General features: G+C 47.3%; 22 protein-coding genes. 20 read left to right on the plus strand and 2 right to left on the minus strand.

Annotation, left to right across the window (positions count from 1 at the left end; genetic code table 11):
• Positions 1-147: 147 nt before the first annotated feature.
• From KTH89_RS03110 to KTH89_RS03185, 16 genes are all read left to right on the plus strand, one after another.
• Positions 148-1569, plus strand: coding sequence for an ABC transporter substrate-binding protein (locus KTH89_RS03110; RefSeq protein WP_238720582.1), 1422 nt, complete (start codon positions 148-150; stop codon positions 1567-1569).
• A 129-nt stretch (positions 1570-1698) separates the two neighbouring features.
• Positions 1699-2607, plus strand: a complete 909-nt coding sequence (locus tag KTH89_RS03115; protein WP_238720583.1) for a carbohydrate ABC transporter permease — start codon at positions 1699-1701, stop codon at positions 2605-2607.
• Between the two features lie 15 nt (positions 2608-2622).
• Positions 2623-3471, plus strand: a complete 849-nt coding sequence (locus tag KTH89_RS03120; RefSeq protein ID WP_238720584.1) for a carbohydrate ABC transporter permease — start codon at positions 2623-2625, stop codon at positions 3469-3471.
• A gap of 213 nt (positions 3472-3684) precedes the next feature.
• The gene (locus tag KTH89_RS03125; protein WP_238720585.1) at positions 3685-4995 is read left to right on the plus strand and encodes an alpha-L-fucosidase; all 1311 of its coding nucleotides are present in this window, start codon (positions 3685-3687) and stop codon (positions 4993-4995) included.
• 44 nt (positions 4996-5039) lie between these two features.
• Positions 5040-6044, plus strand: a complete 1005-nt coding sequence (locus KTH89_RS03130; protein WP_238720586.1) for an N-acetylglucosamine kinase — start codon at positions 5040-5042, stop codon at positions 6042-6044.
• Positions 6035-7120 (plus strand): SIS domain-containing protein, encoded by a 1086-nt coding sequence (locus KTH89_RS03135; protein WP_238720587.1) that lies wholly within the window; start codon positions 6035-6037, stop codon positions 7118-7120. The genes KTH89_RS03130 and KTH89_RS03135 overlap by 10 nt, the downstream gene beginning before the upstream one ends.
• 33 nt (positions 7121-7153) lie before the next feature.
• Complete coding sequence (melA, locus tag KTH89_RS03140; RefSeq protein WP_238720588.1) at positions 7154-8479, plus strand: alpha-galactosidase; 1326 nt, start codon at positions 7154-7156, stop codon at positions 8477-8479.
• Between the two features lie 34 nt (positions 8480-8513).
• Positions 8514-10355 carry a sensor histidine kinase gene (locus tag KTH89_RS03145; protein WP_238720589.1) on the plus strand — a complete coding sequence of 614 codons (1842 nt, stop codon included), beginning with the start codon at positions 8514-8516 and terminating at the stop codon, positions 10353-10355.
• The gene (locus tag KTH89_RS03150) at positions 10330-11874 is read left to right on the plus strand and encodes a response regulator (RefSeq protein ID WP_238720590.1); all 1545 of its coding nucleotides are present in this window, start codon (positions 10330-10332) and stop codon (positions 11872-11874) included. Before KTH89_RS03145 ends, KTH89_RS03150 begins: the two co-directional genes overlap by 26 nt.
• 224 nt (positions 11875-12098) lie before the next feature.
• Positions 12099-12737: a hypothetical protein gene (locus tag KTH89_RS03155; protein ID WP_158342957.1), complete on the plus strand. Its 639-nt coding sequence runs from the start codon at positions 12099-12101 to the stop codon at positions 12735-12737.
• Between the two features lie 4 nt (positions 12738-12741).
• A complete protein-coding gene (locus KTH89_RS03160; RefSeq protein WP_158342958.1) occupies positions 12742-13410 on the plus strand; it encodes a class D sortase in 669 nt (222 codons plus the stop codon).
• 9 nt (positions 13411-13419) lie between these two features.
• On the plus strand, positions 13420-14265 hold the full coding sequence (locus KTH89_RS03165) for a hypothetical protein (protein ID WP_238720591.1): 846 nt from the start codon (positions 13420-13422) through the stop codon (positions 14263-14265).
• Positions 14266-14292: 27 nt separating this feature from the next.
• On the plus strand, positions 14293-15015 hold the full coding sequence (locus KTH89_RS03170; protein WP_275061743.1) for a CpsB/CapC family capsule biosynthesis tyrosine phosphatase: 723 nt from the start codon (positions 14293-14295) through the stop codon (positions 15013-15015).
• Positions 15016-15032: 17 nt separating this feature from the next.
• A complete protein-coding gene (locus KTH89_RS03175; protein WP_158342961.1) occupies positions 15033-15797 on the plus strand; it encodes a YveK family protein in 765 nt (254 codons plus the stop codon).
• Between the two features lie 4 nt (positions 15798-15801).
• Positions 15802-16551, plus strand: coding sequence for a polysaccharide biosynthesis tyrosine autokinase (locus tag KTH89_RS03180; RefSeq protein ID WP_158342962.1), 750 nt, complete (start codon positions 15802-15804; stop codon positions 16549-16551).
• A 52-nt stretch (positions 16552-16603) separates the two neighbouring features.
• Positions 16604-17398, plus strand: coding sequence for a hypothetical protein (locus KTH89_RS03185; RefSeq protein WP_238720592.1), 795 nt, complete (start codon positions 16604-16606; stop codon positions 17396-17398).
• A gap of 39 nt (positions 17399-17437) precedes the next feature.
• Here KTH89_RS03185 and KTH89_RS03190 read toward each other — a convergent pair whose 3' ends face one another.
• Positions 17438-18217: a class D sortase gene (locus KTH89_RS03190; RefSeq protein ID WP_158342964.1), complete on the minus strand. Its 780-nt coding sequence runs from the start codon at positions 18215-18217 to the stop codon at positions 17438-17440.
• Between the two features lie 85 nt (positions 18218-18302).
• Positions 18303-18635, minus strand: a complete 333-nt coding sequence (locus tag KTH89_RS03195) for a helix-turn-helix transcriptional regulator (RefSeq protein ID WP_158342965.1) — start codon at positions 18633-18635, stop codon at positions 18303-18305.
• 300 nt (positions 18636-18935) lie between these two features.
• Between KTH89_RS03195 and KTH89_RS03200 the strand changes: the two genes are divergently transcribed.
• From KTH89_RS03200 to KTH89_RS03215, 4 genes are all read left to right on the plus strand, one after another.
• Positions 18936-20342 (plus strand): sugar transferase, encoded by a 1407-nt coding sequence (locus KTH89_RS03200; RefSeq protein WP_238720593.1) that lies wholly within the window; start codon positions 18936-18938, stop codon positions 20340-20342.
• 152 nt (positions 20343-20494) lie between these two features.
• The gene (locus KTH89_RS03205; protein WP_238720594.1) at positions 20495-21763 is read left to right on the plus strand and encodes a glycosyltransferase family 4 protein; all 1269 of its coding nucleotides are present in this window, start codon (positions 20495-20497) and stop codon (positions 21761-21763) included.
• Between the two features lie 15 nt (positions 21764-21778).
• The gene (locus tag KTH89_RS03210; protein WP_238720595.1) at positions 21779-22351 is read left to right on the plus strand and encodes an acyltransferase; all 573 of its coding nucleotides are present in this window, start codon (positions 21779-21781) and stop codon (positions 22349-22351) included.
• A 15-nt stretch (positions 22352-22366) separates the two neighbouring features.
• The gene (locus KTH89_RS03215; protein ID WP_238720596.1) at positions 22367-23569 is read left to right on the plus strand and encodes a glycosyltransferase; all 1203 of its coding nucleotides are present in this window, start codon (positions 22367-22369) and stop codon (positions 23567-23569) included.
• Positions 23570-23605: the final 36 nt, after the last annotated feature.

Consider the following 23605-nt stretch of genomic DNA (forward strand, 5'->3'; position numbering starts at 1 on the left):
CATTTTTTACATCGTTTCGGTGGCTGCCGGTAAAAAATGTATCACATTTTAGCGGCTTCTGTTTATTCAGATATTCCCTCCCGTTTGTTAAAGTAATCTTGTAAACGAAAGGATGGATCTGCAGGATTCAAAGAAAGGGAGGATTATATGAAATTCAGGAAGGTTCTGAGCGTTACATTAGCGGCGGCTATGACAGCGGCCCTGGTATTGACCGGGTGCGGCAGCAAACCGGCGGAGGAGACGGCGGATAATCAGGCGTCGGCCGGAGAGGATAAGAGACAGAATACCGATGCCGAACCGGCGGATCAATCGGAGCAAGGGGATAAAAACGGCGGGCTGCCAACGGTTACCTTTACCCACGGGTATTATCATGACGAATCAGAGTGGGCGGCAGCGGGGGAGATGCGCAAGATCTATCAGGAATTTGCGGATGCCCATAAGGATGAGTTTAATTTTGTGATCGTCGCCGATGAGAGCGGAGCGGAAGGGATTTATAATACGGCTCTGAACGATATCAGCGCCGGGGAATTTTATGACATCGCAGATTTTGGCGGCTGGGATATCGTGCCGGTGGCGGCTAACGCGGATATGATACTGGATCTGAAGCCCTATCTGGATGAGGACGCGGCGTTTAAAGCGGGCGTGGGGGTCTGCTATGATCAGAATCTGACAGAGGATGGCAAGATCTATTCGGTCAGAGAGCAGATCGAAGGCGTTGGTTTCTGGTATAATCAGGCGCTGTTTGACAAAGCCGGCGCGGTTTCGCCGGACCAGTGGCAGACCTGGGCGGATTTTGATGCGGCAGTGGAGAAGCTGACGGCGGCCGGAATCACACCGTTCGGCCTGAACGCCGGATGGCCGACGAATATATTGGCCGCAGCATATTCCCAGAGAGATGACGCTTGCAGAACGTTCTATAAGAGCGGAAGGAAGGTGACCAGCTTTGATGATCCCACCTTCAAGGAGACTTTAAGTTTTATTCAGACAAAAGCGCTGCAGAAGATCGACGCTGCCAACTTCGGCCCCGGCGGAGACGATGACGAGCAGTACCGCACCGACTTCTTCGAGGGAAACACGGCGATGCTGTTCAACGGCGTATGGGATGCGGGCGGCTCCGTGGACTGCAAGGCAGGGGCTGAGAACATCAGGCCGGCGGTATTCCCGACCAATGAGGCCGGCAAGAAAGCATCCTTGTTATCCGGGGGGACCGGTTTTGTCGTATCGTCTAAATTGGACGAAGCGCAGACACAGGCATGCATCGAGTTCATAAAATATATGACCAGTGAGGAAATTGCCAACCGTATTATCTCGGCGGGTATCGGAATGGCTCCCAGCACGGCCGTGGATTATAAGACATTGGCGGATTCCGTGGATACGGCGGACGCAAAACTGTTGGTCCAAGCCTGCGGCCTGTGCCAGAATGCGGACTACCAGGCGCTTGGATGGGGCAATACCTTCGGGGATGCGGAAGGAGAGATCCAGGCAAAATACGCGGGATTAAAAGATGGTTCCAAGACGGTGAATGATGTGGTGAAAGAGCTGGACCAGTTTCTGGAAGCGGCGGAGTAAGCCCTCCTGTTTGGAGTGGGACAGGTAACTGATGGAAAATGAAAAACCGGGCTGTTTCTTCCGGGACCGGCAGCATGCGGCCGGCCGGCTGCGGAGGAGCAGCCTTGTACCGCTTTGGGAGGGTTGGGCTTGAAAAAACGAAAATGGCTCACAAAAAGAAATGGTTTTATCTGTGTATTTTTATTACCGGGGATCTTGCTGTTTATCGTCATCTATGCCTATCCCCTGGTGAATATATTTTTTACATCCTTTTGCAAATGGAACTACAAGAACTTTATAAGCCCGGAGTTTCTGGGATTTGGACAGCTGTTTGACAATTATATTAAGCTGTTTACCGTAGATGCCAATTTTCAGCGGGCGCTTGTGAACACGATAAAATGGGTGGCGCTTACCCTGGTGATCCAGGTACCCTTTACCCTTTTGGTAGCTCTCGTGCTGTCGAAGAAACCAAAGGGATGGAAGCTTACGAGAAATGTGTTTGTCATTCCGAATATCATTTCCACCGCAGCCATCGGGCTGATCTTTTTAAATATTTACAGTCCGTCCCGGGGAATCATCACGGAGCTTTGTAATAAAATATGGCCAGGCTCTAATATCAGCGTGCTGGCCAATGAAAAGTTCGCGTTCTGGGGAGTGACATTTTCTTTCATCTTGTTCGGCGGCTCCCTGTGCCTGCTGCTGCTGACCCAGATCTTTTCCATCGATCCAGGAATCTATGAAGCGGCCAGGGTGGACGGCGCCTCGTCCGTTCAGATCGACCTGAGAATTACCCTGCCCCTGCTTCGCCCTATGATCGGGACCATCGCAGTGATGGCGGCGAACTATGGCCTGCTGCTGTATAACGAGGTGGCGTTGATCACCGGCGGCGGACCGGATAACGCCACCTACAGCCTGAGTTACTATATTTACAAGACGGCGCTTGGCAGCACGAAGCTTAATTTCGCCAGGGGAAATACGGCCGGAGTGATTCAATTCATACTGGGAATCCTCATGGTGGGCGCGATCAACAAACTATTCCGTACGAATAAAGCGGATTGAGGAGGGGGAACAGCGATGAAGAAAATAATGGAAGCGCGCAAAACAGGGAGGGAGGGCGGCATATGGGGGTTCTTGGGAAAATATCTGCTGATCGTTTTTGTGATATTCCTGTCTGTCTATCCGATTTTGTGGGTATTTCTCTCTTCCTTTAAGAAAAATCCGGGCGGGCTGTCGCTGCCGGATGAATGGATACTGGACGGCTATATCACCATATTTACCAAACTGGATATTCAAACCTATTTTCTGAACAGTATCCTCATTACGGTTATATCTACAGCGGTCAGCGTGCTGATTGTGGCCATGTCGGCTTATATATCCGCGAGAATTGAGTTCAAACTGAAGGGACTGATAACGGCGATGTTCGCTGCGACGTTGTTCATTCCATCGATTTCGATCAGTTTTCCGATCTACCGGCTGCTGGGAAATCTGGGACTGAAGGATACGCGGACCGGGTTAATTTTTATCTACTCGGGCCTGGGGATTGCGGTGACCTTTTTTATCATCCGCAGCTATTTCCTCACGATTCCCAGGGAGATGGAGGAGGCGGCCAGGATGGACGGATGCGGTTATGCCTCCACTTTTTTCCGGATCATTGTACCGATCGCGAAGCCGGGTTTGTCCACCGCGGCGATCATGGCGTTTTTAAATAACTGGAATGAATTCTATTTCGCCTCCATCCTTCTTAAAAGCAAGGAGAAGATGACCATACCGGCGCTGCTGGGACAGTTCACCACCGCTTATTCCAAAAATTTGAACGGGATGTTTTCCGCTATTATAGTTGCGGTAGTTCCCACGATTCTTGTATTCTGCCTGCTCTCGGAGACCTTTGTGAAATCGCTGACCGCCGGAGCGGTGAAAGGCTAAGTGGGCTCAGAAAAGGCGATAGATTGACGGGTGGAACACCCGCATGACAAGGCGCAGCGAGCCATCCTTAACGATTCTGATGTGACTTCGGCGGTGTCCGAGGGCTAATTATGTTTCACTAGGGCTATCCGGTCAACCGGGGAGAGCCTGGGGGCAGACGGCAAGTATGGCGTACAACAATAATATAAATAAACGAATCAGGAGGATGAGAAAATGACGGGGATAGAAGAACGGGAAGCCCGGACGAAATGGTTTCTACACGACCGTTTTGGAATGTTTATACACTGGGGGCTGTATTCCATACCCGGACGGGGGGAGTGGGTGCAAAGCGACGAGCAGATTACACAATCCGAGTACGAGGCTTATGCCCGGGAGTTTAATCCGGCCCGTTTTGATCCGGAGCAATGGGCCTTGCTGGCCAAACGGGCGGGTATGAAATACGCGGTATTGACCACGAAGCATCATGAAGGATTCTGCCTGTTTGACAGCGCCTGTACGGATTATAAAAGCACGAATTCACCCTGTAAAAGGGATCTGGTCAGGGAGTTTACGGACGCATTCCGGGCGCAGGGATTAAAGGTGGGATTTTATTATTCCCTCCTGGACTGGCATCATCCGGATTACCCGGCGTATGGGGATATGTACCATCCGGACCGGAATCATGAGGAGTATAAAGGAAAGTCCCATCAGTTCAGCCGGTACCTGGAATATCTTTACCGCCAGGTGGAGGAACTGATGACAAATTACGGGAAGATCGACCTGCTCTGGTTCGACTTTTCTTATGAGGGGCATTCGGGAGAGGATTGGAACGGGGAGGAGCTTCTGCGCATGGTGCGGGGACTGCAGCCGGATATTATCATTAACGGCAGGCTGGAGGCGAACGGAGAGAATTACGGGTCGGTTATGACCGACGAGCCTACGGTGTTTTCCGGCGACTTCGCCTGTCCGGAGATGATTATTCCGCCGGAGGGGCTTAAGACGCCTCTGGGCCGCCCGATTCCCTGGGAGGCCTGTTTTACGTTAAATAATAACTGGGGATACGCTCCGAACGATCTCCATTATAAAAGCGCCGGGCAGATCATCCGCAAACTGGTGGAATGCACCAGCAAGAATGGAAATATGATTGTCAACGTGTCACCGGATGCCATGGGCGAGATACCGGCCAGGCAGCAGGAGATACTGGAAGAAGTGGGCCGCTGGATGCGTAAAAACGAAAAGAGCATCTGCGGCTGCGGAATGTCCGGGCTAGAGAAACCCGAGTGGGGCAGGTATACCAGAAACGGCAACAAGATCTATGCCCATATTATGGAAGAAAGCATCGGGCCAATCGCTCTCCCGGGACTCGAGGGCAGGATTAAAAAAGCCAGACGCTTATCCGACGGATTTGAAATGCAGCTGATGACACCCTGGGTGGCGAAAGAATTTCCCGGCTACGCATTTATGAATTACGGGACACCGGAATGCTTTTCTTTTTCGGTAGAGGAATCGCCGGACACGGTGATCGAATTAGAACTCTGTGAGTGACTGCATACTGGAATTCCCGGTACGGGATAACGGGAGGAGGAACCATGAGCTATTATATAGGAATCGACGGCGGAGGGACAAAGACTGATTTTATCCTTTGTAACGAAGCGGGAAAAATATTGGCCGGCAGACGGTATGGCAGCGCCTCCCACAAACAGATCGGGGTGCGCGGCGTCGTGGAGCTGCTGCGCGGCGGAATCCGCGGTCTGCTGGAGGAGGCCGGCATAGCGGATGCGGTGAAGACAAGAGGAGATGCCCCATTCTATGGCTGTTTTGGAATGCCGATGTACGGGGAATTTCCCGAATACGACCGGCAGATTGAGGCGGATATCAAGCGTGAGCTTGCTTTTTATCATATCCGGGTGGTAAACGATGCCCAGGCGGGATGGGCCGGTTCCCTGGGAATGCAGCCGGGAATCAATGTGGTGGCGGGGACCGGTTCCATCGGATTCGGGGTAAATGAAGAGGGAAAGACGGCCAAGGCCGGAGGCTGGAGTGAGTTTTTTTCCGATGAAGGCTCCTGTAACTGGATCGGCAGACGGACGGTTGAATATTTTGCGAAGGAGGCGGATGAACGGCTTCCCAAAGGGGCGCTGTATTATCTGGTGAGGGCGCACTTGCAATTAACGAGGGATATGGAAATTATTGAAAAAATAGAAGAGGAGTACGCGCCCAGCCGCGACAAGATGGCGTCCCTGCAGCTTATACTAAAAGAAGCGGCTTTGGCCGGAGACGTGGCTGCGTCGTATCTCTATGAGGAAGCGGCCGAGGAATTAAGTCTGATCGTGGGTGGGGTATACCGGCAGCTGTTTGATGAACGAACCTGCCTTGTGTCCTGTTCCGGAGGCCTTTTCCTGGCGGGGGACTGTATCCTGGTACCCTTTCAAAAGAAACTGGCGGAATATCCGGTTACTTTGATTCCTCCCAGACTGGACCCGGCCCGCGGAGCTTTGCTGTTGGCCTCTTCCTTTGGAGACGGGAAGCTTACGGCTGAAATATTAGAAAAAACGGAAAATAGGATAAAATCGGAGGTTAAGATATGTATCTGACGGAAAAAGAAATCATGAGCCAGCACCTGGCGCTAAAAAAGACCCGGGAGTATATGAACGGACAAAGGCAGGAGCTTCAGGCCTTTTTTGGGCGGTATCCCCAGCACAGATTTGTTTTCCTGGGCTGCGGTTCCAGTTTTATGCTGGCAAAGAGCGCCCAGTGTATGTTTGGGGCTTGCGCGGACACATCGGCATACGCATTGGCCGGGGGAGACTATCTGGTCCATCCGGATTACTATAAGGAAATGATGCAGGACAGTATCCTTGTAACGGTGTCCAGGTCAGGACAGACCTCGGAGATCGTCCGGTCCGCAGCTCATATCAAAGAGAGATATGGCATTCCGATCCTCTCCATCTCGATGAAGGATCAGAATGATATCATGCCCTACAGCCATATGGATCTCACCATGGACTGGTGTTACGATCAGAGTGTCTGCCAGACCCGGACCGTGACGAACCTGTATCTGGCGCTTGCGATGCTGCTGGGATTTTACCGCGGTGACGATCAACTGCTGGCAGATCTGGCGGCGGCGGTGGATGCAAATGAAGAATACACACGGCGGTACCGGCCGGTATTAAAAGAGATCGCGGCTAAAAACTGGGATCACGCGGTAGTACTGGCGGACGGACCTTTAAATGGCCTGGGTGAGGAAGGCGCGCTGGCTTTTACAGAGATAGCCATGGTGCCGGGGCAGTGCTTTCACCTGCTGGACTATCGGCACGGACCAATGGTTTTGAATGGAGAACACACGCTGACCGTAGTTTTCGTTCAGCCCAAAGAAGGGACATTACAGGCAGATTTGATTCGGGATTTGCAGCAGCGCGGAGGGACGTTGGTAACCGTTTCTGCGTCTGAAGAACCGGATCGGAAAGAGGAACTGCCGGGAGTGGATGCAAATGTTGAGATCGGCGGATATACCGGATGGATCGCCAGTGGAATTTCATTCATCTTCGTCTGCCAGATACTGGCTTTTGAAAAAGCGATGGCGCTGGGACAAAATCCGGATAAGCCGAAGGGGCTGGATGCGTTTATTACATTAAACGGAGGAAATGAAGAAACAGCTGGCACCGAATGAAGGCCAGATAAAAAAAGGAGCGGTTGACAGCCTATGAAAAAAATTACATTTATCGGAGCCGGAAGCTTTGATTTTACCAGGGAACTGGTGAGGGACCTGCTTACGTTCCCCGCATTCCGGGACGCCAGGATCTGCCTGATGGATATTGATGAAGAGCGGCTTGCATTCAGCCGGTCCGCCTGTGAAAAGATTAAACTGGCAGGGGGTTACCCGGCGCGGATCGAAGCAACCACGGACCGCAGGAGAGCGCTTGAGGGGGCGGATGGTGTCGTCATCACGATTCTAAGCGCGGGGCCGGAAATTTTCCGGAAGGACATCGAGATTCCGTTTCAATACGGGGTGGATCTGTGCGTGGGCGATACCAGAGGGCCGGCCGGCATTTTCCGGTTCTTACGTACCGCTCCGGTGCTGCTTGAGATCTGCCGGGATATCGAGAGGTACTGCCCGGATGCCTATGTATTAAACTATACGAATCCGATGGCATTAAACTGCCGGTATCTGCAGGAAATGACAAAGGTAAAAGTCACGGGACTCTGCCACAGTGTCCAGCATACCGCGAAAATGCTGGCGGACTGGATCCATACGCCTATGGACCGGGTCTCCTATCTATGTGCAGGTATCAATCACCAGGCTTTTTACCTGAAATTTGAAGTGGACGGAAGGGACGCCTACCCGATGATCCGGGAGGCTGTGGGATGCCCGCAGGTATATAAGGAAGAGCAGGTGCGAAATGAACTATTCCTGCACCTTGATTACTATCCGACAGAGAGCTCCGGTCATAATTCTGAGTATTATCCATGGTTTCGCAAGCGAAAGGATCTGCTTGAAACTTACTGCACGCATTCCACAGGCTGGAATCCGGGAGCGCATGCTTACATCCTGAATGAATATTTCAGGCGGGCCAATGAATGGAAAAAGGATATACAGGATTGGCTTGTAAAAGATCAGGTGGATCTGGAGCGGGGCCAGGAATATGCAGCTTGTATTTTTAACGCCTTGTTCGGAGATCAGGAGCCTTATACCTTTAATGGAAATGTCCGCAATGAACAGTATATTACCAATCTTCCGGATGGCTGCTGTGTGGAAGTGCCGGTCACGGTGGATGCGAAAGGCTTTCATGTCCAAACCGTAGGAAATCTGCCGGATCACCTGACCATGCTGATCCATACAGCCGCCGGCAGTGAGGAACTGGCCGTGAAAGGATGTATACAAGGTGACCGGCGCCTGGTATATTATGCGGTGCTGGGTGATCCGCTGACCAGCGCGGTGCTTAGTATGGAAGAAACCCGTCGGATGGTGGATGATATGTTCATGGCCAACGAAACCTATTTGCCTCAGTTTGCAGGTATGATAAAATAGAAGATAGTATTTCCGTCAAGGAGGATCTTCTGCAATGGCAAAAAGACAAAAACGGCCATCCCTGCGGGCCAAGATGATATCCATAAACCTGGGGATCACGGTGTCGGCGCTCATTCTGTGCGGAGCCATATTTGCGGTGTCCGTCTGGATGATCATGGGGAAATATATCGATCATGATATTGACTTTTTCCTGACAGAGACCAGCCATAATGTGGCGGACAAGATCGAATACCTGGAACAGGTGGTTTTAAAACTGAGGGATTCCGATGAGATCATGCGCTGCCTGGAGCGGGATAACACCGCGTTCGAAGACGAGGCCGCTGCGCAGGAGGCGGAACTGACTTTCGGGAAAGTAGTGGATATCAGCAGCCAGAAAAACACCAATGGAGCGAATCTGCCCATAGTGGATGAAATTTATCTGTTCTCCAAAAACCAAACGGTATTCCGGATTTCTTATTATTCGATGATCTATTCGGAGGCAGAGAGCAGGCTGCAGGCGGCGGAGGAGATTTACAGCCGTTTTAACCAGGAAGGAAGAAGCGCCCGGGACGATTATGCCTATATAGACGGCGGGGACCGGATTTATCTGGCCTTTCTCCTGAATGATGCGAATATGAGTCCGGTGGGGACGCTGGTCTACGTGATCAGGAAGGATTCTTTTGATATGATGATGGAGGATATCCATCAATATGAGAACTCTTTTTGGACCGTCTACGACCGGAAGGGGAATCCGGTGGCGGGGGAACAGGGGCAGAGCGTGTCTCAGATGCTGCCTGATTTTCAGAATACGTGGAAATACGTTCCGTACCGCACGAAGCTTGGCAACCGGGCTTACCGTGTCTACAGCGAGGAATTGGGGATGAACCTTCGCATGACGGTTGGAATGCCGGAGAATCAGACGTTTGCTTTGATGTTCGACTCTGTAAAAATTTATGTGGGTATTATCCTTCTGATTACCTTAGCGGCAGCGGCCTTGTTTTTTCTCGTTATCTACCGGCTGACCAGGCCGCTTAAGGAGGTGACCAGAAACCTGCAGCTGGTTCAGGAGGGCAAGTTTGACACAAAGCTGCCGGAATATAAAGCGGAGGAATTCTATGAAATCAGCCGCACGTTTAACGATATGACCAGCTATGTCAGCCACCTGATCAGCCAGGTTTATGAAAAACAGCTGTCCATCCGGGAAATGGAACTAAAGTTCCTGCAAAGCCAGATGAATCCTCATTTTATGTTCAATGTACTGAATACCATCGCGCTTCAGGCGAAAATGGATCAAAACGAGGAACTATTTCAGATGATTACCTCTTTTTCCCAGCTGATTCAGGCAAAGATCTACCGGAAAGATACCGAAAAGGTGCAGATGAGGCAGGAACTGGAGTATGTACAGTATTATCTGTATCTTCAAAGTTTCCGGTATGGGGAGCGGCTGCGCTATGAGATTCAGGTGTCGGATGAGAAACTGACGGAAATGTTCATTCCCAAGCTCTGTATCCAGTTGATCGTGGAAAATGCCGTGGTACATGGAATCGAGCCAAAAGCGGAAAATGGATTTGTACGGGTGGAAATCTATCAGAAAGAAAATGAAATCTGGATCGATACCACCGATAATGGAATGGGATTCGGCCGGGATGGCGAGATCCCGCTGCCGCTGCCGGAGAACGCAAGGGAAGAGGGGCATAACCGGGTGGGCCTCAACAACGTACACCATCTTATACAGCTGATGTATGGGGAAGCGTACGGCATAGAGATTTATTCCGAAAATGGAAAAGGATCCCGGATCAGAATCCGTATCCCTTATGAGAAAACGGAAACCGGGAAGGGCGGAATATGTGAGGAGGGGGGGACTGGACAAGATGTATCGGGTAATGTTGGCAGATGATGAACCTATTGTGAGAAAAGCCCTGACCACGCTGACTAACTGGCAGGAACTGGAGTGCGAAGTGGTCTATGTGGCGGCTAACGGACAAGAGCTGATCGATCATCTGGAATCGGAGAAGCCGGATATCGTGGTTACGGACATCCGCATGCCGGTAAAAGACGGAATCGAAGTGGCCAAATATATCCAGGAAAAAGAACTCCCCATAGAAGTGATTATTTTGACTGCCTATGCGGATTTTTCTTACGCCCAGTCAGCGGTGAAATATAATGTGGTTGACTATGTGACAAAAACGGGAGCTTTTGACGGACTGATTGCCGCTGTAGAAAAGGCAAAGCAGTCATTAAAGGCGCGCAGTGAGAGGCTGCAAAAATCCGACCGGACAGTGCTGGCGGAAAACCTGTTCAAAGGGATTCTGGACGGGTCTGTTTATGATACCCAGGAGATCGCAGAAAAACTGGCAGACTTGGATATTCATATGGACAGGTTTGCGGTGCTGGTGCTTCAGTACCGCCTGGAAGCCAATGTGAAACGGGAACGGCGCGATAAGATCTATCACAGCCTCATGAATTTTTATTCGATGGTATTCGGAAGCCAGCTCCTGCAGGGCGTGCTGGTACGCAGGAATATGGCCGCCGTGTTTTTAAACGGCCTGAACGAGGATTATGCGGAGCAGCTTCGCCGGCAGTGCGTGCAGGTCACCGATATGATGGATAACTTCATGGGGCTTCAGGTGTATATCGGCGTCAGCAGTCTGTGGCGGAGTACGGCCGGTATCAAAGCCGCCTACGAAGAGGCGGAATACGCTCTCGGAAAAGATTTTCTGGACCGGCGGGTCAAAATCAATTTTTACCGGGAGGAGCCGGGCAGAAGCGAACTGCTGTCCGCAAAGGCGGAAGAAGAAACAGACCGGCTGTGCCAGGAGATACAAAAGGGGCATGCGGATGAGGCGATTAAGCTCTTCCAACAGGTATTGGAGCGCCAGAAAGAGAGCGGCTACACGGCCAATATGATCAAAAATTCCGGAATCCAGATTCAGAATAATTGCCGGAAATATTTAAGCACCCATGGAAAAAATCTGTATGAAGCCACCGGGCTGTCCCACAGTATCACACATCAGATCTACGAATGCCAGCTGGCGGAAGATTACATCCGTCTGATGGAGAGAATCATCCGGCATACGGCCGAGGGAATCCATCAGGCGGCGGACCGCCGCAACAGTCTGATCAGAGACTGCGAGAACTATATATCAGAACATTATGATAACTGCACATCGGTAGCGGATATTGCCAGAGCCATCGGCACCAATTCCAGTTATTTAAGCCGCATCTTCAAAGAAGCTACCGGCCGGACGATTATCCAGACTCTGAACCGGAGGAAGATCGAAAAAGCGAAAGAATTTTTAACCGGCGGGGATATGAAAATTTACGAGGTGGCGGATGCGTTAGGATTCGAGAATACGACATATTTTTCCCATTTTTTTAAAAAACATACGGGCGTATCGCCGAAAGATTATAAGTAATGTTGTTTCATTTGGAATCACATGGGAATCACATGCTAATTATGACGGAAAAACGACAGTTGGTGAATATTTACAGTTAAATCTGTTTTATTTTGGTAAATTTGAAAAATATAGGTTGAATTTCATGGGTTAACAGTTTATAATACTGAATATACAAGTACAACCTATACTTACGTATCCGGCTGGAAACAGCCGGTCAAAATTGAATAAGGAGGTAGAGATAGGTGAGGAGTATAAAGCGGATTACAGTATTTTTATTGGCCGCTGTCATGACAGTTGGTATGTGTATGACAGCATTTGCAGCACCTGCAGGCGTTAGTGAAGGTGAAGAGAAGTTATTAAACGAAGCTGTTGCTCATGCGAAAGCGCTTGGAATCGACACAGATGCTTCCGCTGCGTTCAAGAGTGCATACAGCCAGGCGGAAGCCTTCCTGGTAGTTAATGGTTTGAATGACGGCCAGATTCAGGCACTTTCCAACGCGATGAACGCTGCTGCCACAGACGCGAAAGCACAGATGGATCAGTATGGTGTTTCTAAACTGGCGGATCTGAAAAATGTGGAAGGATTTGATTATGCAGCTTATCAGAGTGCAACGGTACAGACCTTAGCGAAAAAAGCTACGGATGTAGGTATCACGGTTAAAGTAGATGCGAATGGTAAAGTTTTCGCAGATATCCCCGATAAATCCAGCAGCTCTTCCAGTAATGGCGGAAGCGGAAGCTCAATCAGCACAGAGGGTGTGATCAAACAGACCGGTCTGAATCTGAATGCGACTGCAGCTGTTATGATGCTCTTAGTAGCAGGCGTTGTCCTTTGCGGCGTATATGCGAAGAAAAGAGATCTGTTAAACGGAGAAGCTTAATTTTATGGCTATCGCAAAAAAATGGAAAAGATTAATGGCATATATTTATATGCCATTAATTTTTACTGTTATCGGTTGTGTATTGGTGATTACAGCGCTTTCGCCGGTGATAGACCTGACTTATCAGGTGGCGAACATGGTAGTGGCTTCGGAAGTTCCGAATTTTGCCAGAGAACTTAACTCGATCTATGTGGAGCCGACCGCAGCGCAAAACGATGAAAATATAATCCCCTTTGACAGCTTACAGCTGCCGGGAGTGGGCCAGCAGTATGGTGAGATCAGCTGTGAGAGAATAGGGCTTAACGGGCCGCTTTATTATGGGGATACCAATCAGATTTTGAAGGCAGGAGTAGGTCAGTATACCGGAAGCTTTTTCCCGGGATTCGGCAGACCCCTTCTTTTGGCTGCCCATAACACGACATATTTCAAACCGCTTCAGGACATCAAAGAAGGTGATGTGGTAACGATCAAGACCAGTTACGGGGTCTATGAATATCAGGTGACAGGCAGCCGTGTGGCGCATCATCTGGACGATACCGCATATGATCTTATGCAGGACAAAGAGCAGTTGATTATGTACACCTGTTATCCGTTTGAGATGCTGGTGGGGATTACCAAGCAGGAGCGTTTGTTTGTCTATGCGGATAAGATATCAGGGCCTGTGGTGGAGTAGGAGGAGACTATGGCGGATCAACGAAAAAGAAGAAAAAGAAGAGTATTCCTGCTTTCCAGTGTATTAAGCTTTCTGTTATCGGTGCTTCTGACGTTCGCCTCCTATCTGTCGGGCGTGTATGTGGGAGGCCTCAATCCGGCGTTTATTCTGGATGACTTGAACAAGAGCGGTTATTATGAAAGCGTACAGAAATATTTTTATGATACTGCGGAGTCTCTGACTCTGCCCAGCGGGCTGCCGACCGAAGTGACGGAGGGAATCGCACCGCTTGAATATGTATATCAGGAAGTACAGAATTATGTAAATGCCTGTTTTAAAAATCAGGACTACAGCTTTTCCCTAAAGACGATGGAGGACAAGCTGAACGCCAATATTGAGGCGTATCTGGAAGAAGAAAACCTGGTTCTGACAGCGGAACAGCAGCAGAATAAAACCGATTATATCAAAATGATTACGGATGAGTTTGTACAGGATGCGAAAGTACCGTTCCTGCACTATTTTGTCAAAATCAAGGATATCGGTGTAAAAGTGATGAAGATTGCTTTGCCGGCTCTGCTTGTGTTGTCGGCCGCCTGTATTTTTCTGCTGATCCGTATGCAGAGATTCAAACACAGGGGAGTACGGTTTATTACTTACAGTACGATCGCAGCGACGTTTATGTCGGGGCTGCCTCCATTGATCGCACTGCTGAACGGTTTTTATAAGCGAATCAACCTGGAACCGGAATATTTTTACTTATTTGTATCAACTTATATAGAAAGAGCGCTGATGTGCATTGCCATTATCGGTGCGGCTTGGTGTGTGACGACAGGAATTTTGCTGGGAGTCATTCATTTCCTGAAGGGCAGGGCATAGTGGACAGGATGGTGTGTAGCGTAAATGATGGAATTTATTGATATTCATTCCCATATTCTGCCAGGGGTCGATGATGGCGCCCGTAATATGGAAGAAACTCTTAAAATGGCAGAAATTGCATATAAGGAAGGAATTCGTACCATATTTGCCACGTCTCACTACCGGCCCGGCCGTTTTGCCTGCCCCAAAGAAAAACTGCGGGCCAAGCTTTCAAAGACCCAGGAAGAAATCAGCCGGTTTTTTCCGGAACTTAAGCTGGTACAGGGTAATGAGATATATTATGGTATGGAAGCGTTGGAAGCGATACAGGAGAAGAGAATCTGTACGCTGGCCGGTTCCCGGTATATACTGGTAGAATTTTCCGTATCCTCTGAATTTGGTTTTGTCAGGGATGGTTTATATAAAATAATACTGGAGGGATATCGTCCGGTATTGGCCCATGTGGAACGTTATCATGCCGTATGCAAGAAATTAGACCAGATCGCAGAGCTCTTGGAGCTGGGCGTGGGCATACAGGTGAATGCGGACAGCATCACGGGCGAGAGCGGATATCAGCTAAAACAGATATCCAGAAAGCTGTTGAAGAGGGACTATGTACATTTTGTGGCAACCGATGCGCACAGCAGCAGATCGAGAACCCCCAGGATGCAGGCTTGCGCCTCCTATCTGACCAGGAAGTATGGGGAAGATTACACGAAGGCGCTGATGTTTCAGAATCCGTTGAAAATCATATGGAATGAGGAACTATAGAAAAAGGAGTTTTTTACATGGACACGAACGTGAACAACACGAACGATGAAATAGAGATTGATCTTCGGCAGATCTTTTTTGTATTGCTGGACAAAATCTGGATAATTATCCTAAGCGGAATCGGTTGCGCCTTGTTGGGCCTGATGATCAGCAAATTTTTTCTGGTGCCGGAATATGAGTCCACGACCCAGCTCTATGTCATCAACCGCCAGACGGAAGGAAAAGTTTCCAGCGCGGACTTAAGCGCCGGAAGCCAGTTGACCAAAGATTATAAGGAATTGGTGATCAGCCGTCCGGTTACAGAACAGGTGATCAGCGATCTGAATCTGGATATGACCCATGGACAGCTGGAAGATAAAATCACGGTGGAGAATCCCCAGGACAGCCGGATATTGAAAATTATTGTTCGGGATACGGACCCTTACCGGGCAAAGAGTATTGCAGATGCCATGGCTACCGTTTCGGTGGACACCATTGCAACGGTGATGGAGACAGAAAAAGCGAATATCATCGAACAGGGCGATCTGCCGATGTCTCCGGTAAGCCCGAATGTGTTTAAGAACACGGTAATCGGCGGAGCGGTTGGCGCCTTTTTGGCCATATTGATTATTCTGGCGGTATTCCTGCTGGACGACACGATCAAATCCGAAGACGATGTGGAAAAGCATCTGGGCTTAAGCGTACTGAGCGTCATCCCCATGCAGGAGGATGAGAAAAAGAAAAAGGGTGCCAGGAAAAAGTCAGCCAGTGGAAATGCCAGCAAGACGGCAAGAAGAGGTTAATAGGATGCAGATAGATAAGAGTAATTTTGAAAACAATAAAGTGCAGAAGGTTAGCATAAGGGAAGGCACTAGCCTGGACTACCGGACAAATGAAGCCTATAAAAGCCTGCGGACCAATATCCAGTTCTGCGGAGATGATATCAAGACTATCGCGGTCACCAGTTGTATGCCCAATGAAGGAAAGTCCAGTGTGGCTTTTAACCTGGCGATTTCTCTGGCAGAGTCCGGAAAAAAAGTGATACTGTTAGACTGCGATTTAAGAAAGTCTGTCCTGGTAGGCCGTTATAAGATCAGTAAAGGGGTAAAAGGGATGACCCATTACCTGACCGGTATGCACACCATCGATCAGGTGATCTGCTCGACGGATGTGGAAAATCTGTTCGTCGTTTTCTCCGGTCCTGTCCCGCCAAATCCTGCGGAGCTTCTGGGTAACCGGTATTTTTCCGCTCTGATGAAACAGCTGCCGGAGTTTTATGACTATGTGATCATTGACACGCCTCCTCTAGGAAGTGTGATCGACAGTGCGATCGTGGCACAGCAGTGTGACGGGGCAGTGATGGTCATCGCTGCAAATCAGATCAGTTACAAATTTGCCCAGAAAACCAAGGAACAGCTGGAAAAAAGCAATTGCAAAATCCTGGGAGTCGTATTGAATAAAGTGGATATCCGTGAAAATGGGTATTACGGAAAATACTACGGCAAATATTACGGAAAATACTACGGAAAGTATTATGGCAACTACGGATCTGACTGATCGCGTTTATGATATTAGACGAAAGAAAAACATAGGACCGGGGTGGTAGTCTATGGGTAAAAAAATTGCGGTAAGCGGTATAGCCGTTTTGATCATAATAATGATTGGCGTATCTATCGTTTTCTTCCTGACGGATGATCGGGAAGGGCCTGGTATTGAATATACCGATAAAGAGATCACATATCACGAAGGTGACGACACAAAAGAGCTGTTGAAAGATGTCACGGCGGTGGATGCCAAGGACGGAGATGTCAGCAGCAGTCTGATTATCGAAAATATTATTATTCTGTCCGATAATCAGAAAGCAAAGATCATATATGCGGCAAAGGACTCAAAAAACAATATTACTAAGGTAAGCCGTATTGTGAATTATGCCGCTGACCGGGGAACCGGATCCCGTTCGGATGATTCTGATAGAGAAGATGAGCAGACAGACGAAGGCCCGGGTTCACAAACCGGTGAGAACCAGCCGGGTAGCGGGGACGGAAATAACTCACAGGCGGCAAATGGCAGCAATGTGCAAAATGCCGGCCAGGACAGTCAGAATGATACGGAACAGGGAGAAGGCGGTCAGGAGGATCCGGAGGATTCCTTAAATCCGGGCGCGCCTAAGCTGAAATTAAAATCAGCAGCGGTAACCGTACCTGTCGGCACGGAACTGGTTCGAAGAAATTTTGTGGAAGAGATTACAGATGATAAAGACAGCCAGGAATTACTATGGAAGAGTATAAAGATGGACGGGGAGTTTCATATGAATGAGCCGGGCGTATATCATCTGGAACTCTATGTGGTAGACTCCGACGGCAATAAATCGAACAGAGAGAAACTGACCCTGACGGTTCAGTAATATGAAAAAACAGATCACCTGCGGCAATAACAGATATTTTTAAGGCATGAGAGAGGGACCGGCGATTCGTTTGGCATAAATGAATAATCGGTCTTTTTTGCCGGGAGCCCCATAAAAGGGGTAACAGGTATACAGGATCAGGGTTTCTTCTGTGGTATCCAGATCGTAGGTGGAAGTATCGTACATACTGGCGACTTTTGTCTCGGCGATTTCATAATCATATTCGCCGTAGCTGGTTTGCAGGTGGATGATATCTCCGGCCTTAGCATTTTCCAGGGGACCGAAAAATTTTGACGTATTATGGGCGCAGATAATGGTCTGCCCGGCGGAACCCGGAAGCTTGCTCCCTTCATACATGCCGGCGCCCTGTTTCAAAATAGCGTTTGTATCGCCGTAGATGAGGGAGAGATTCAGACCCAGCTGTTCGGAAGAGATGGTGCCGAATGCTTCCCCGTGTTCAGGAACCGCTATATCGGAGAGTGAAATCGCAGCGGGTTTTGGCGAAGGTGTTTCCACTGGAGTATCGCGGGCCATACGGGCGCTATCTAACGCATAGGCCAGACGTAAAGCGGTTTCTTCCTGTGATGTTTGTGACGTTGAATCCGGCGGGGACATAAGCTCGCATTCGGATGACAGCAATGCGGAAGGTATGGTGGACAGATTTTGGCTAAAGATGTGAATAATTCCTGAGCACAGGAACGAGAAAAGCAGGATGAGAAGAGTAAAAATAAAGGGCAAAACCATATAGAGACAAGGATGTTCTTCCTTATTAACTTTTTGTTCTTGTTTAATTACTTTATGATAGGCCGATGCTTTCATTGTTTGCTCCCGATATAAGTTAAACCTGTTTTACTTTCTATTATAAAGAAATGGCTTAGGAAGTCAATGCCGATCGGCCACAAAATTATTTGTGGGAATCTGATAATCCCTGTATGTAGGCGAGAGAGCGGAGCTGCTGAGTCTTGTCAAAGGTGCGGTAATAAGTGATGATTCTGATTTCATCAGAATTAAGGGTTCCCTCTTTGATCGGGTTTCTCACGTCGCTTCGATTCATGATGTAATCCATGCTGGCATTGAATAATTCGCTTAGTTTCATAAGAGTAGTCAGACTGGGAAGATGTTTTCCCACTTCATATGCACTGATGGTTTCCTGTGTGACTCCAAGCTCCATACTAAGGCGTACTTGAGTAATTCCTTTTTCCAGTCTTAGTTCCCGGATCCTGTTTGCTTTTCGCATAAAATATCATTCCCTTTTATGTGTTGTGAGACTCTAGAATTAGTAGCGACACTGATATTTTATCACGGATCTTTCATTGCGATAGATGTAAATACTGTATATGGTACAATTTTCAAATGTTAATTTTTGGTAATTCGGTGCTTTTGTGTCAAAATTCGTGTCGAAAATGCATATAATAGAGGTTAAACTTGTGAAAAATACAGGTATGTGCTATAGTATGGTGATGTAGGGAGAGCAATCAGGAATGCTGTCAGATGGGGTACAGAAGAAAATGTGAAAGATTATAGGTGAGTGGGTAGTATGAATTCATCGAATAGTAAGATGCAATACCTTTATTTTATGCTTGTAGATATGGCCGGTACTTTATGTTCCTTTTTCCTGGCCCTTTTTATAAGATATGGTTTGGAATTAAGACAGCAGTCGTCTGTTTATAAAACTACGGTTATCGTATTGGTTTTTACCATAATTTGTACTTCCTACTTAATGGAACCTTACAGAGACATAGTTCGGCGGGGATATTTTCAGGAATACAAGAATGTAATAAAGTGCAGTCTGGCGCTGTTGGTGATATTGCTTTCATTTCTGTTTTTTACGAAACAGAGTGATGAATATTCAAGAATGGTTTTCTTCTATTTTTTTACATTAAATGTAATCCTTACTTATATGATGCGGGTATTTTTTAAAGGATATCTGGTAGGGCGGTATCGAAGCAGTATTGAGAGCGCCAAGGTAATGATTGTCACTACAAAAAACAAAGCAGCGGATGCGGTCCGCAAGATGAAGGAAAAAGATATCTGGTTTTACCAGGTGAATTCTCTGGCTATTCTGGATGAGGATCAGATCGGGGAGGTGATCGAAGGGATCCCGGTCAATGCAGGTTATAAAGAAATGTTTGAGTCGGCCAGGCTGGGAGTACTGGATGATGTACTGATCGATATGCCTCATGATTATCAATATATGAAGGATATCATCAACTCATTTCAGGATATGGGAGTGCGGATACATATTAATTTGCAGGATTTTGAACTGAAGCTGCCCAATGAGCGTGTCGAGCGGATTGGCGGGTTTACGGTCATAACCTCTGATGCCAATGTAAGGAGCCAGCTGCAGTTACTGATTAAACGGGTTATGGATATTTTTGGAAGCATCGTAGGATTGCTGATCACCGGAATTGTTTCCGTGTTTTTGGCTCCAGCGATCAAGATAGAATCCCGGGGACCGGTATTTTTCTCACAGACGCGGGTGGGAAAAAACGGGAGGAAGTTTAAAATCTATAAGTTCCGGTCCATGTATGCGGACGCCGAAGAACGCAAAAAAGAACTGATGGCCAATAATAAAATGCAGGGGAATATGTTTAAGATGGATAATGATCCCAGAATTACAAAAGTAGGGAAATTTATCCGGAAGACTAGCCTCGATGAACTGCCGCAGTTTTGGAATGTGTTAAAGGGGGATATGAGTCTGGTGGGGACGAGACCGCCTACGGTGGATGAGTTCGAGAAGTACCAGATCAGGCATAAGAAGCGATTGAGTATCAAACCTGGGATCACGGGATTGTGGCAGGTCAGCGGCAGGAATGATGTCACGGACTTTGAGAAGGTGGTCGAGCTGGATAATGAGTATATCGATAACTGGAATCTTGGGGTGGATGTGAAGCTGATTCTGTTGACGGTTTGGGTGGTGCTGACACGAAGAGGGGCTGGATGATGGGATTGAGGGAATATCTAAACGTGTAACGTCAAAATAATAGCAATTATTTGGAGGTTGGGTAAATTGAAAGCGAAATATTCTCCTAATATCCAATAAGACTAGCGAAATCCAGTGCCATACATTTGATATATAAACAGTAGGACAACACAATGGTTCAGATGAAGAAACGACTTTTAATATATGCACATTACTATGTGCCAGACACCGCATCTACAGGACAACTGCTTAAAGAACTGGCAGAAGGGATGCGGGATACCTTTGAAATTACGGTAATCTGCGTAGTGCCGAGCTACTTAGGTACGATCAAAGATCAATATAAAACTCAAAAGTATTATAGAGAAAATATCAATGGCATAGATGTGATAAGAATCCGGGTGCCAGAGTTTAGTAAAACAGATAAACTCAGCCGCATCATTAATATTCTCGCATATTTCTTCGGAGCGATGGCGGCTACCTTCAAGGTTGGGAAGCAGGATTATGTGTTTTCCATCTCCCAGCCGCCTATTCTCGGTGGATTAATTGGTGTCTGGGGTAAGTGGATGAAGCACGCCAAGTACATTTACAATATCCAGGATTTCAATCCAGAGCAGACCATAGCTGTGGGATACAGCAAAAATCAGCTGATTCTGAAAGCTATGATGTGGCTTGATAAGTTTAGCTGCAAGCGCAGCAATCTGGTTATCACAGTCGGGAGAGATTTGATCGATACATTAAATAACCGATTCAAAAATAATCCGCCGAAATCTGCTCTTATCAACAACTGGATAGATGAAAAGGAAATCTATCCCTTGGAAACCAGCCACAAAAGTGTAGAAGCCTTTAAGAGAAAATATTCTCTAAACGGTAAATTTGTCATTATGTACAGTGGTAACATCGGTCTGTACTATGATCTTGAGAATTTAATAAAGGTTATTAAGAAATTCAAGCCAGGAACTAAGGCAGCCGATGGCAGAGAAGTTGTTTTTTGTTTTGTTGGCGCTGGATCCGTCTTAGAAGATCTAGTGAAATATAAAGAAGCGAACCATATGGATAATGTGGTGTTCATCCCATATCAGGCTAAAGCTGATCTAAATTACTCTTTGAATGCCGGGGATGTCCACTGGTGCGTGAATGCGAAAGGTATTAAGGGTGTTTCTTGCCCCAGTAAATATTATGGTGTGGCTGCAGTTGGGAAACCGGTGCTTGGCGTTCTGGCGAAAGGGTCCGAGGTGAGGAGCCTTATTGAAACTTCGAAAAGCGGACTTTGCTGTGAGCCAGGAGAATATGAAATAATCAAGAAGAACATTCAGTGGTTCATTGATCAGGCTGGCAGCGATGAGTTGAAGGCCATGGGTATGAAAGGTTATGAGTATCTGATAGACCATCTGACGAAAGAAAAATCAATATCCAGATATGTAGAGGAGATTTTGAAATTATAGAGGAGACTGAAAAGAATGAACAGTAACTGGTTCAAAGTAGTAATGAAGATGACCGGGGTGAAATACGGAAAGAACCTGTTACTGAAGGGAATACCGGTTATCTTTAATAAGGAAGGCGCAAAGATCGAAATTGGAGACAATGTAACAGTTAAGAGCAGTTTCCTTTCAAATCTTGTAGGGCTTTATAGCCGGACAATTATTGTAACAAGGGCAGCAGGTGCAGTTATTGAAATTGGTAATAATGTAGGGGTTTCCGGTGTGACAATTTATGCGCGAAAAGGAATTTACATAGGGGATAACACTGCCATCGGCGGTAACTGTAAAATTCTTGATAACGATTTTCACCCTATCGACACAGAAGACAGGTTGAAACTATTATGTGATATCCACGGTGGTGATAGTGACTTGATTCCGAGTAAAGAAATTCATATCGGCAGGAACTGTTTTCTCGGATGCAATAGCATCATACTTAAAGGTACCGTCATCGGCGATGGATGTGTAGTAGGCGCCGGTGCGGTAGTTACCGGAAAGTTTGGCGATAACTGTGTGATTGCCGGTAATCCGGCTAGAGTTATTAAAAAGATCTGAGGTGGCAAATACAAGATGCAACTACTATGGATTGGATGCCTTGAAAGCGAGGAAGAGTTTAAGGTAAAAGCGGGAAAAGGGTATGACCTTGCATCTGCACAAGTGTCACAACAGAATTTAGTGTCTGGGCTGGAGCAGGTGAGCGGTTTGTATTTTGATTCGATTAACGGAAGTGTATTACCACCATATCCCGTATATCGGGATAGAATCATAGCTCCGGTTACGTGGAGTCATGTCAACGGTTCTTACGACATCAGTGTTGGCTATAAAAATGATAAATACATAAACCGCATCAACTGTAAAAACGCCATGCTTAAGGCGGCAGATGATTGGATTGAAAAAAGATATAGGCAGAGGGAACTGGTAGTTTTTGTATATTCCATGCGTTCTGCTCCAATGGCTGCAGCATGTAGAATCAAAAAGGAAATTACTAAGGCAAGGATTTTTCTGATTGTTTCAGATCTGCCGCAGTTTATGGATTTGGGCCAGAATAGAATAAAAGCTATGTTGAAGCAGATCGACTGGATAACTATAAAAAAAATGCAAAGTAAATTTGATGGAGCAATTCTTTATGCTTCAAAAATGGCCGAATATCTCAAGCTTCCGGATGATAAATGGATGCTTATGGAAGGAAGTTTTAATCCGGGGGATGAAATAGACAGCGCTAAAGAGAAGCGACAGAGTAAAGCTATCATGTATTCCGGAAAACTGGACAAAGAATATGGCATTCCTATGCTCTTAGATGCATTTATGCAGATTGAAGATGAAAATATCGAATTGTGGCTTACCGGCGGCGGAAATGCGGAAAATTATATTGGGCAGTGCGCAGCAAAAGACAAAAGAATAAAATATTATGGCTTTTTGCCTACACGTACGGATGTACTTAGAAAGCAAAAAGAAGCAGATCTACTAATAAATATGAGATTACCATCCGAGCAGGCTTCAGCCTATTGCTTTCCTTCAAAGCTATTTGAATATATGGTTTCCGGAGTTCCTGTTATTTCTTTTCAGTTAGAAGGAATACCGGAAGAATATTTTGAGTATTTGATCCTTGTGGAGTCTGAAAGCCTAAAATGTTTAGTCGACGCAATAAAGGGAGGCTTGCAGATGAGTAACGCAGAACGGTTAGCCATGGGAAAAAGAGCGAAAGCATTTATTTACGATGCTAAAAATAATATAACGCAGAGTGAACGCATCTGCCAATTTGTGAATTTGTAAAAACGTTAAAAAGGAAAGGCTTAAGACGATTCAAAT

The organism is Diplocloster agilis (assembly GCF_019042275.1).
In the GTDB taxonomy this organism is placed as follows: domain Bacteria; phylum Bacillota; class Clostridia; order Lachnospirales; family Lachnospiraceae; genus Diplocloster; species Diplocloster agilis.

Excerpts from the sequence above, each read along its gene's own strand:
- KTH89_RS03110 (WP_238720582.1), top strand. The coding sequence starts at position 148 with ATGAAATTCAGGAAGGTTCTGAGCGTTACATTAGCGGCGGCTATGACA.
- KTH89_RS03120 (WP_238720584.1), top strand. The coding sequence starts at position 2,623 with ATGAAGAAAATAATGGAAGCGCGCAAAACAGGGAGGGAGGGCGGCATA.
- KTH89_RS03125 (WP_238720585.1), top strand. The coding sequence starts at position 3,685 with ATGACGGGGATAGAAGAACGGGAAGCCCGGACGAAATGGTTTCTACAC.
- KTH89_RS03130 (WP_238720586.1), top strand. The coding sequence starts at position 5,040 with ATGAGCTATTATATAGGAATCGACGGCGGAGGGACAAAGACTGATTTT.
- KTH89_RS03135 (WP_238720587.1), top strand. The coding sequence starts at position 6,035 with ATGTATCTGACGGAAAAAGAAATCATGAGCCAGCACCTGGCGCTAAAA.
- melA (WP_238720588.1), top strand. The coding sequence starts at position 7,154 with ATGAAAAAAATTACATTTATCGGAGCCGGAAGCTTTGATTTTACCAGG.
- KTH89_RS03145 (WP_238720589.1), top strand. The coding sequence starts at position 8,514 with ATGGCAAAAAGACAAAAACGGCCATCCCTGCGGGCCAAGATGATATCC.
- KTH89_RS03150 (WP_238720590.1), top strand. The coding sequence starts at position 10,330 with ATGTATCGGGTAATGTTGGCAGATGATGAACCTATTGTGAGAAAAGCC.
- KTH89_RS03160 (WP_158342958.1), top strand. The coding sequence starts at position 12,742 with ATGGCTATCGCAAAAAAATGGAAAAGATTAATGGCATATATTTATATG.
- KTH89_RS03165 (WP_238720591.1), top strand. The coding sequence starts at position 13,420 with ATGGCGGATCAACGAAAAAGAAGAAAAAGAAGAGTATTCCTGCTTTCC.
- KTH89_RS03170 (WP_275061743.1), top strand. The coding sequence starts at position 14,293 with ATGGAATTTATTGATATTCATTCCCATATTCTGCCAGGGGTCGATGAT.
- KTH89_RS03175 (WP_158342961.1), top strand. The coding sequence starts at position 15,033 with ATGGACACGAACGTGAACAACACGAACGATGAAATAGAGATTGATCTT.
- KTH89_RS03180 (WP_158342962.1), top strand. The coding sequence starts at position 15,802 with ATGCAGATAGATAAGAGTAATTTTGAAAACAATAAAGTGCAGAAGGTT.
- KTH89_RS03185 (WP_238720592.1), top strand. The coding sequence starts at position 16,604 with ATGGGTAAAAAAATTGCGGTAAGCGGTATAGCCGTTTTGATCATAATA.
- KTH89_RS03190 (WP_158342964.1), bottom strand. The coding sequence starts at position 18,217 with ATGAAAGCATCGGCCTATCATAAAGTAATTAAACAAGAACAAAAAGTT.
- KTH89_RS03195 (WP_158342965.1), bottom strand. The coding sequence starts at position 18,635 with ATGCGAAAAGCAAACAGGATCCGGGAACTAAGACTGGAAAAAGGAATT.
- KTH89_RS03200 (WP_238720593.1), top strand. The coding sequence starts at position 18,936 with ATGAATTCATCGAATAGTAAGATGCAATACCTTTATTTTATGCTTGTA.
- KTH89_RS03205 (WP_238720594.1), top strand. The coding sequence starts at position 20,495 with ATGGTTCAGATGAAGAAACGACTTTTAATATATGCACATTACTATGTG.
- KTH89_RS03210 (WP_238720595.1), top strand. The coding sequence starts at position 21,779 with ATGAACAGTAACTGGTTCAAAGTAGTAATGAAGATGACCGGGGTGAAA.
- KTH89_RS03215 (WP_238720596.1), top strand. The coding sequence starts at position 22,367 with ATGCAACTACTATGGATTGGATGCCTTGAAAGCGAGGAAGAGTTTAAG.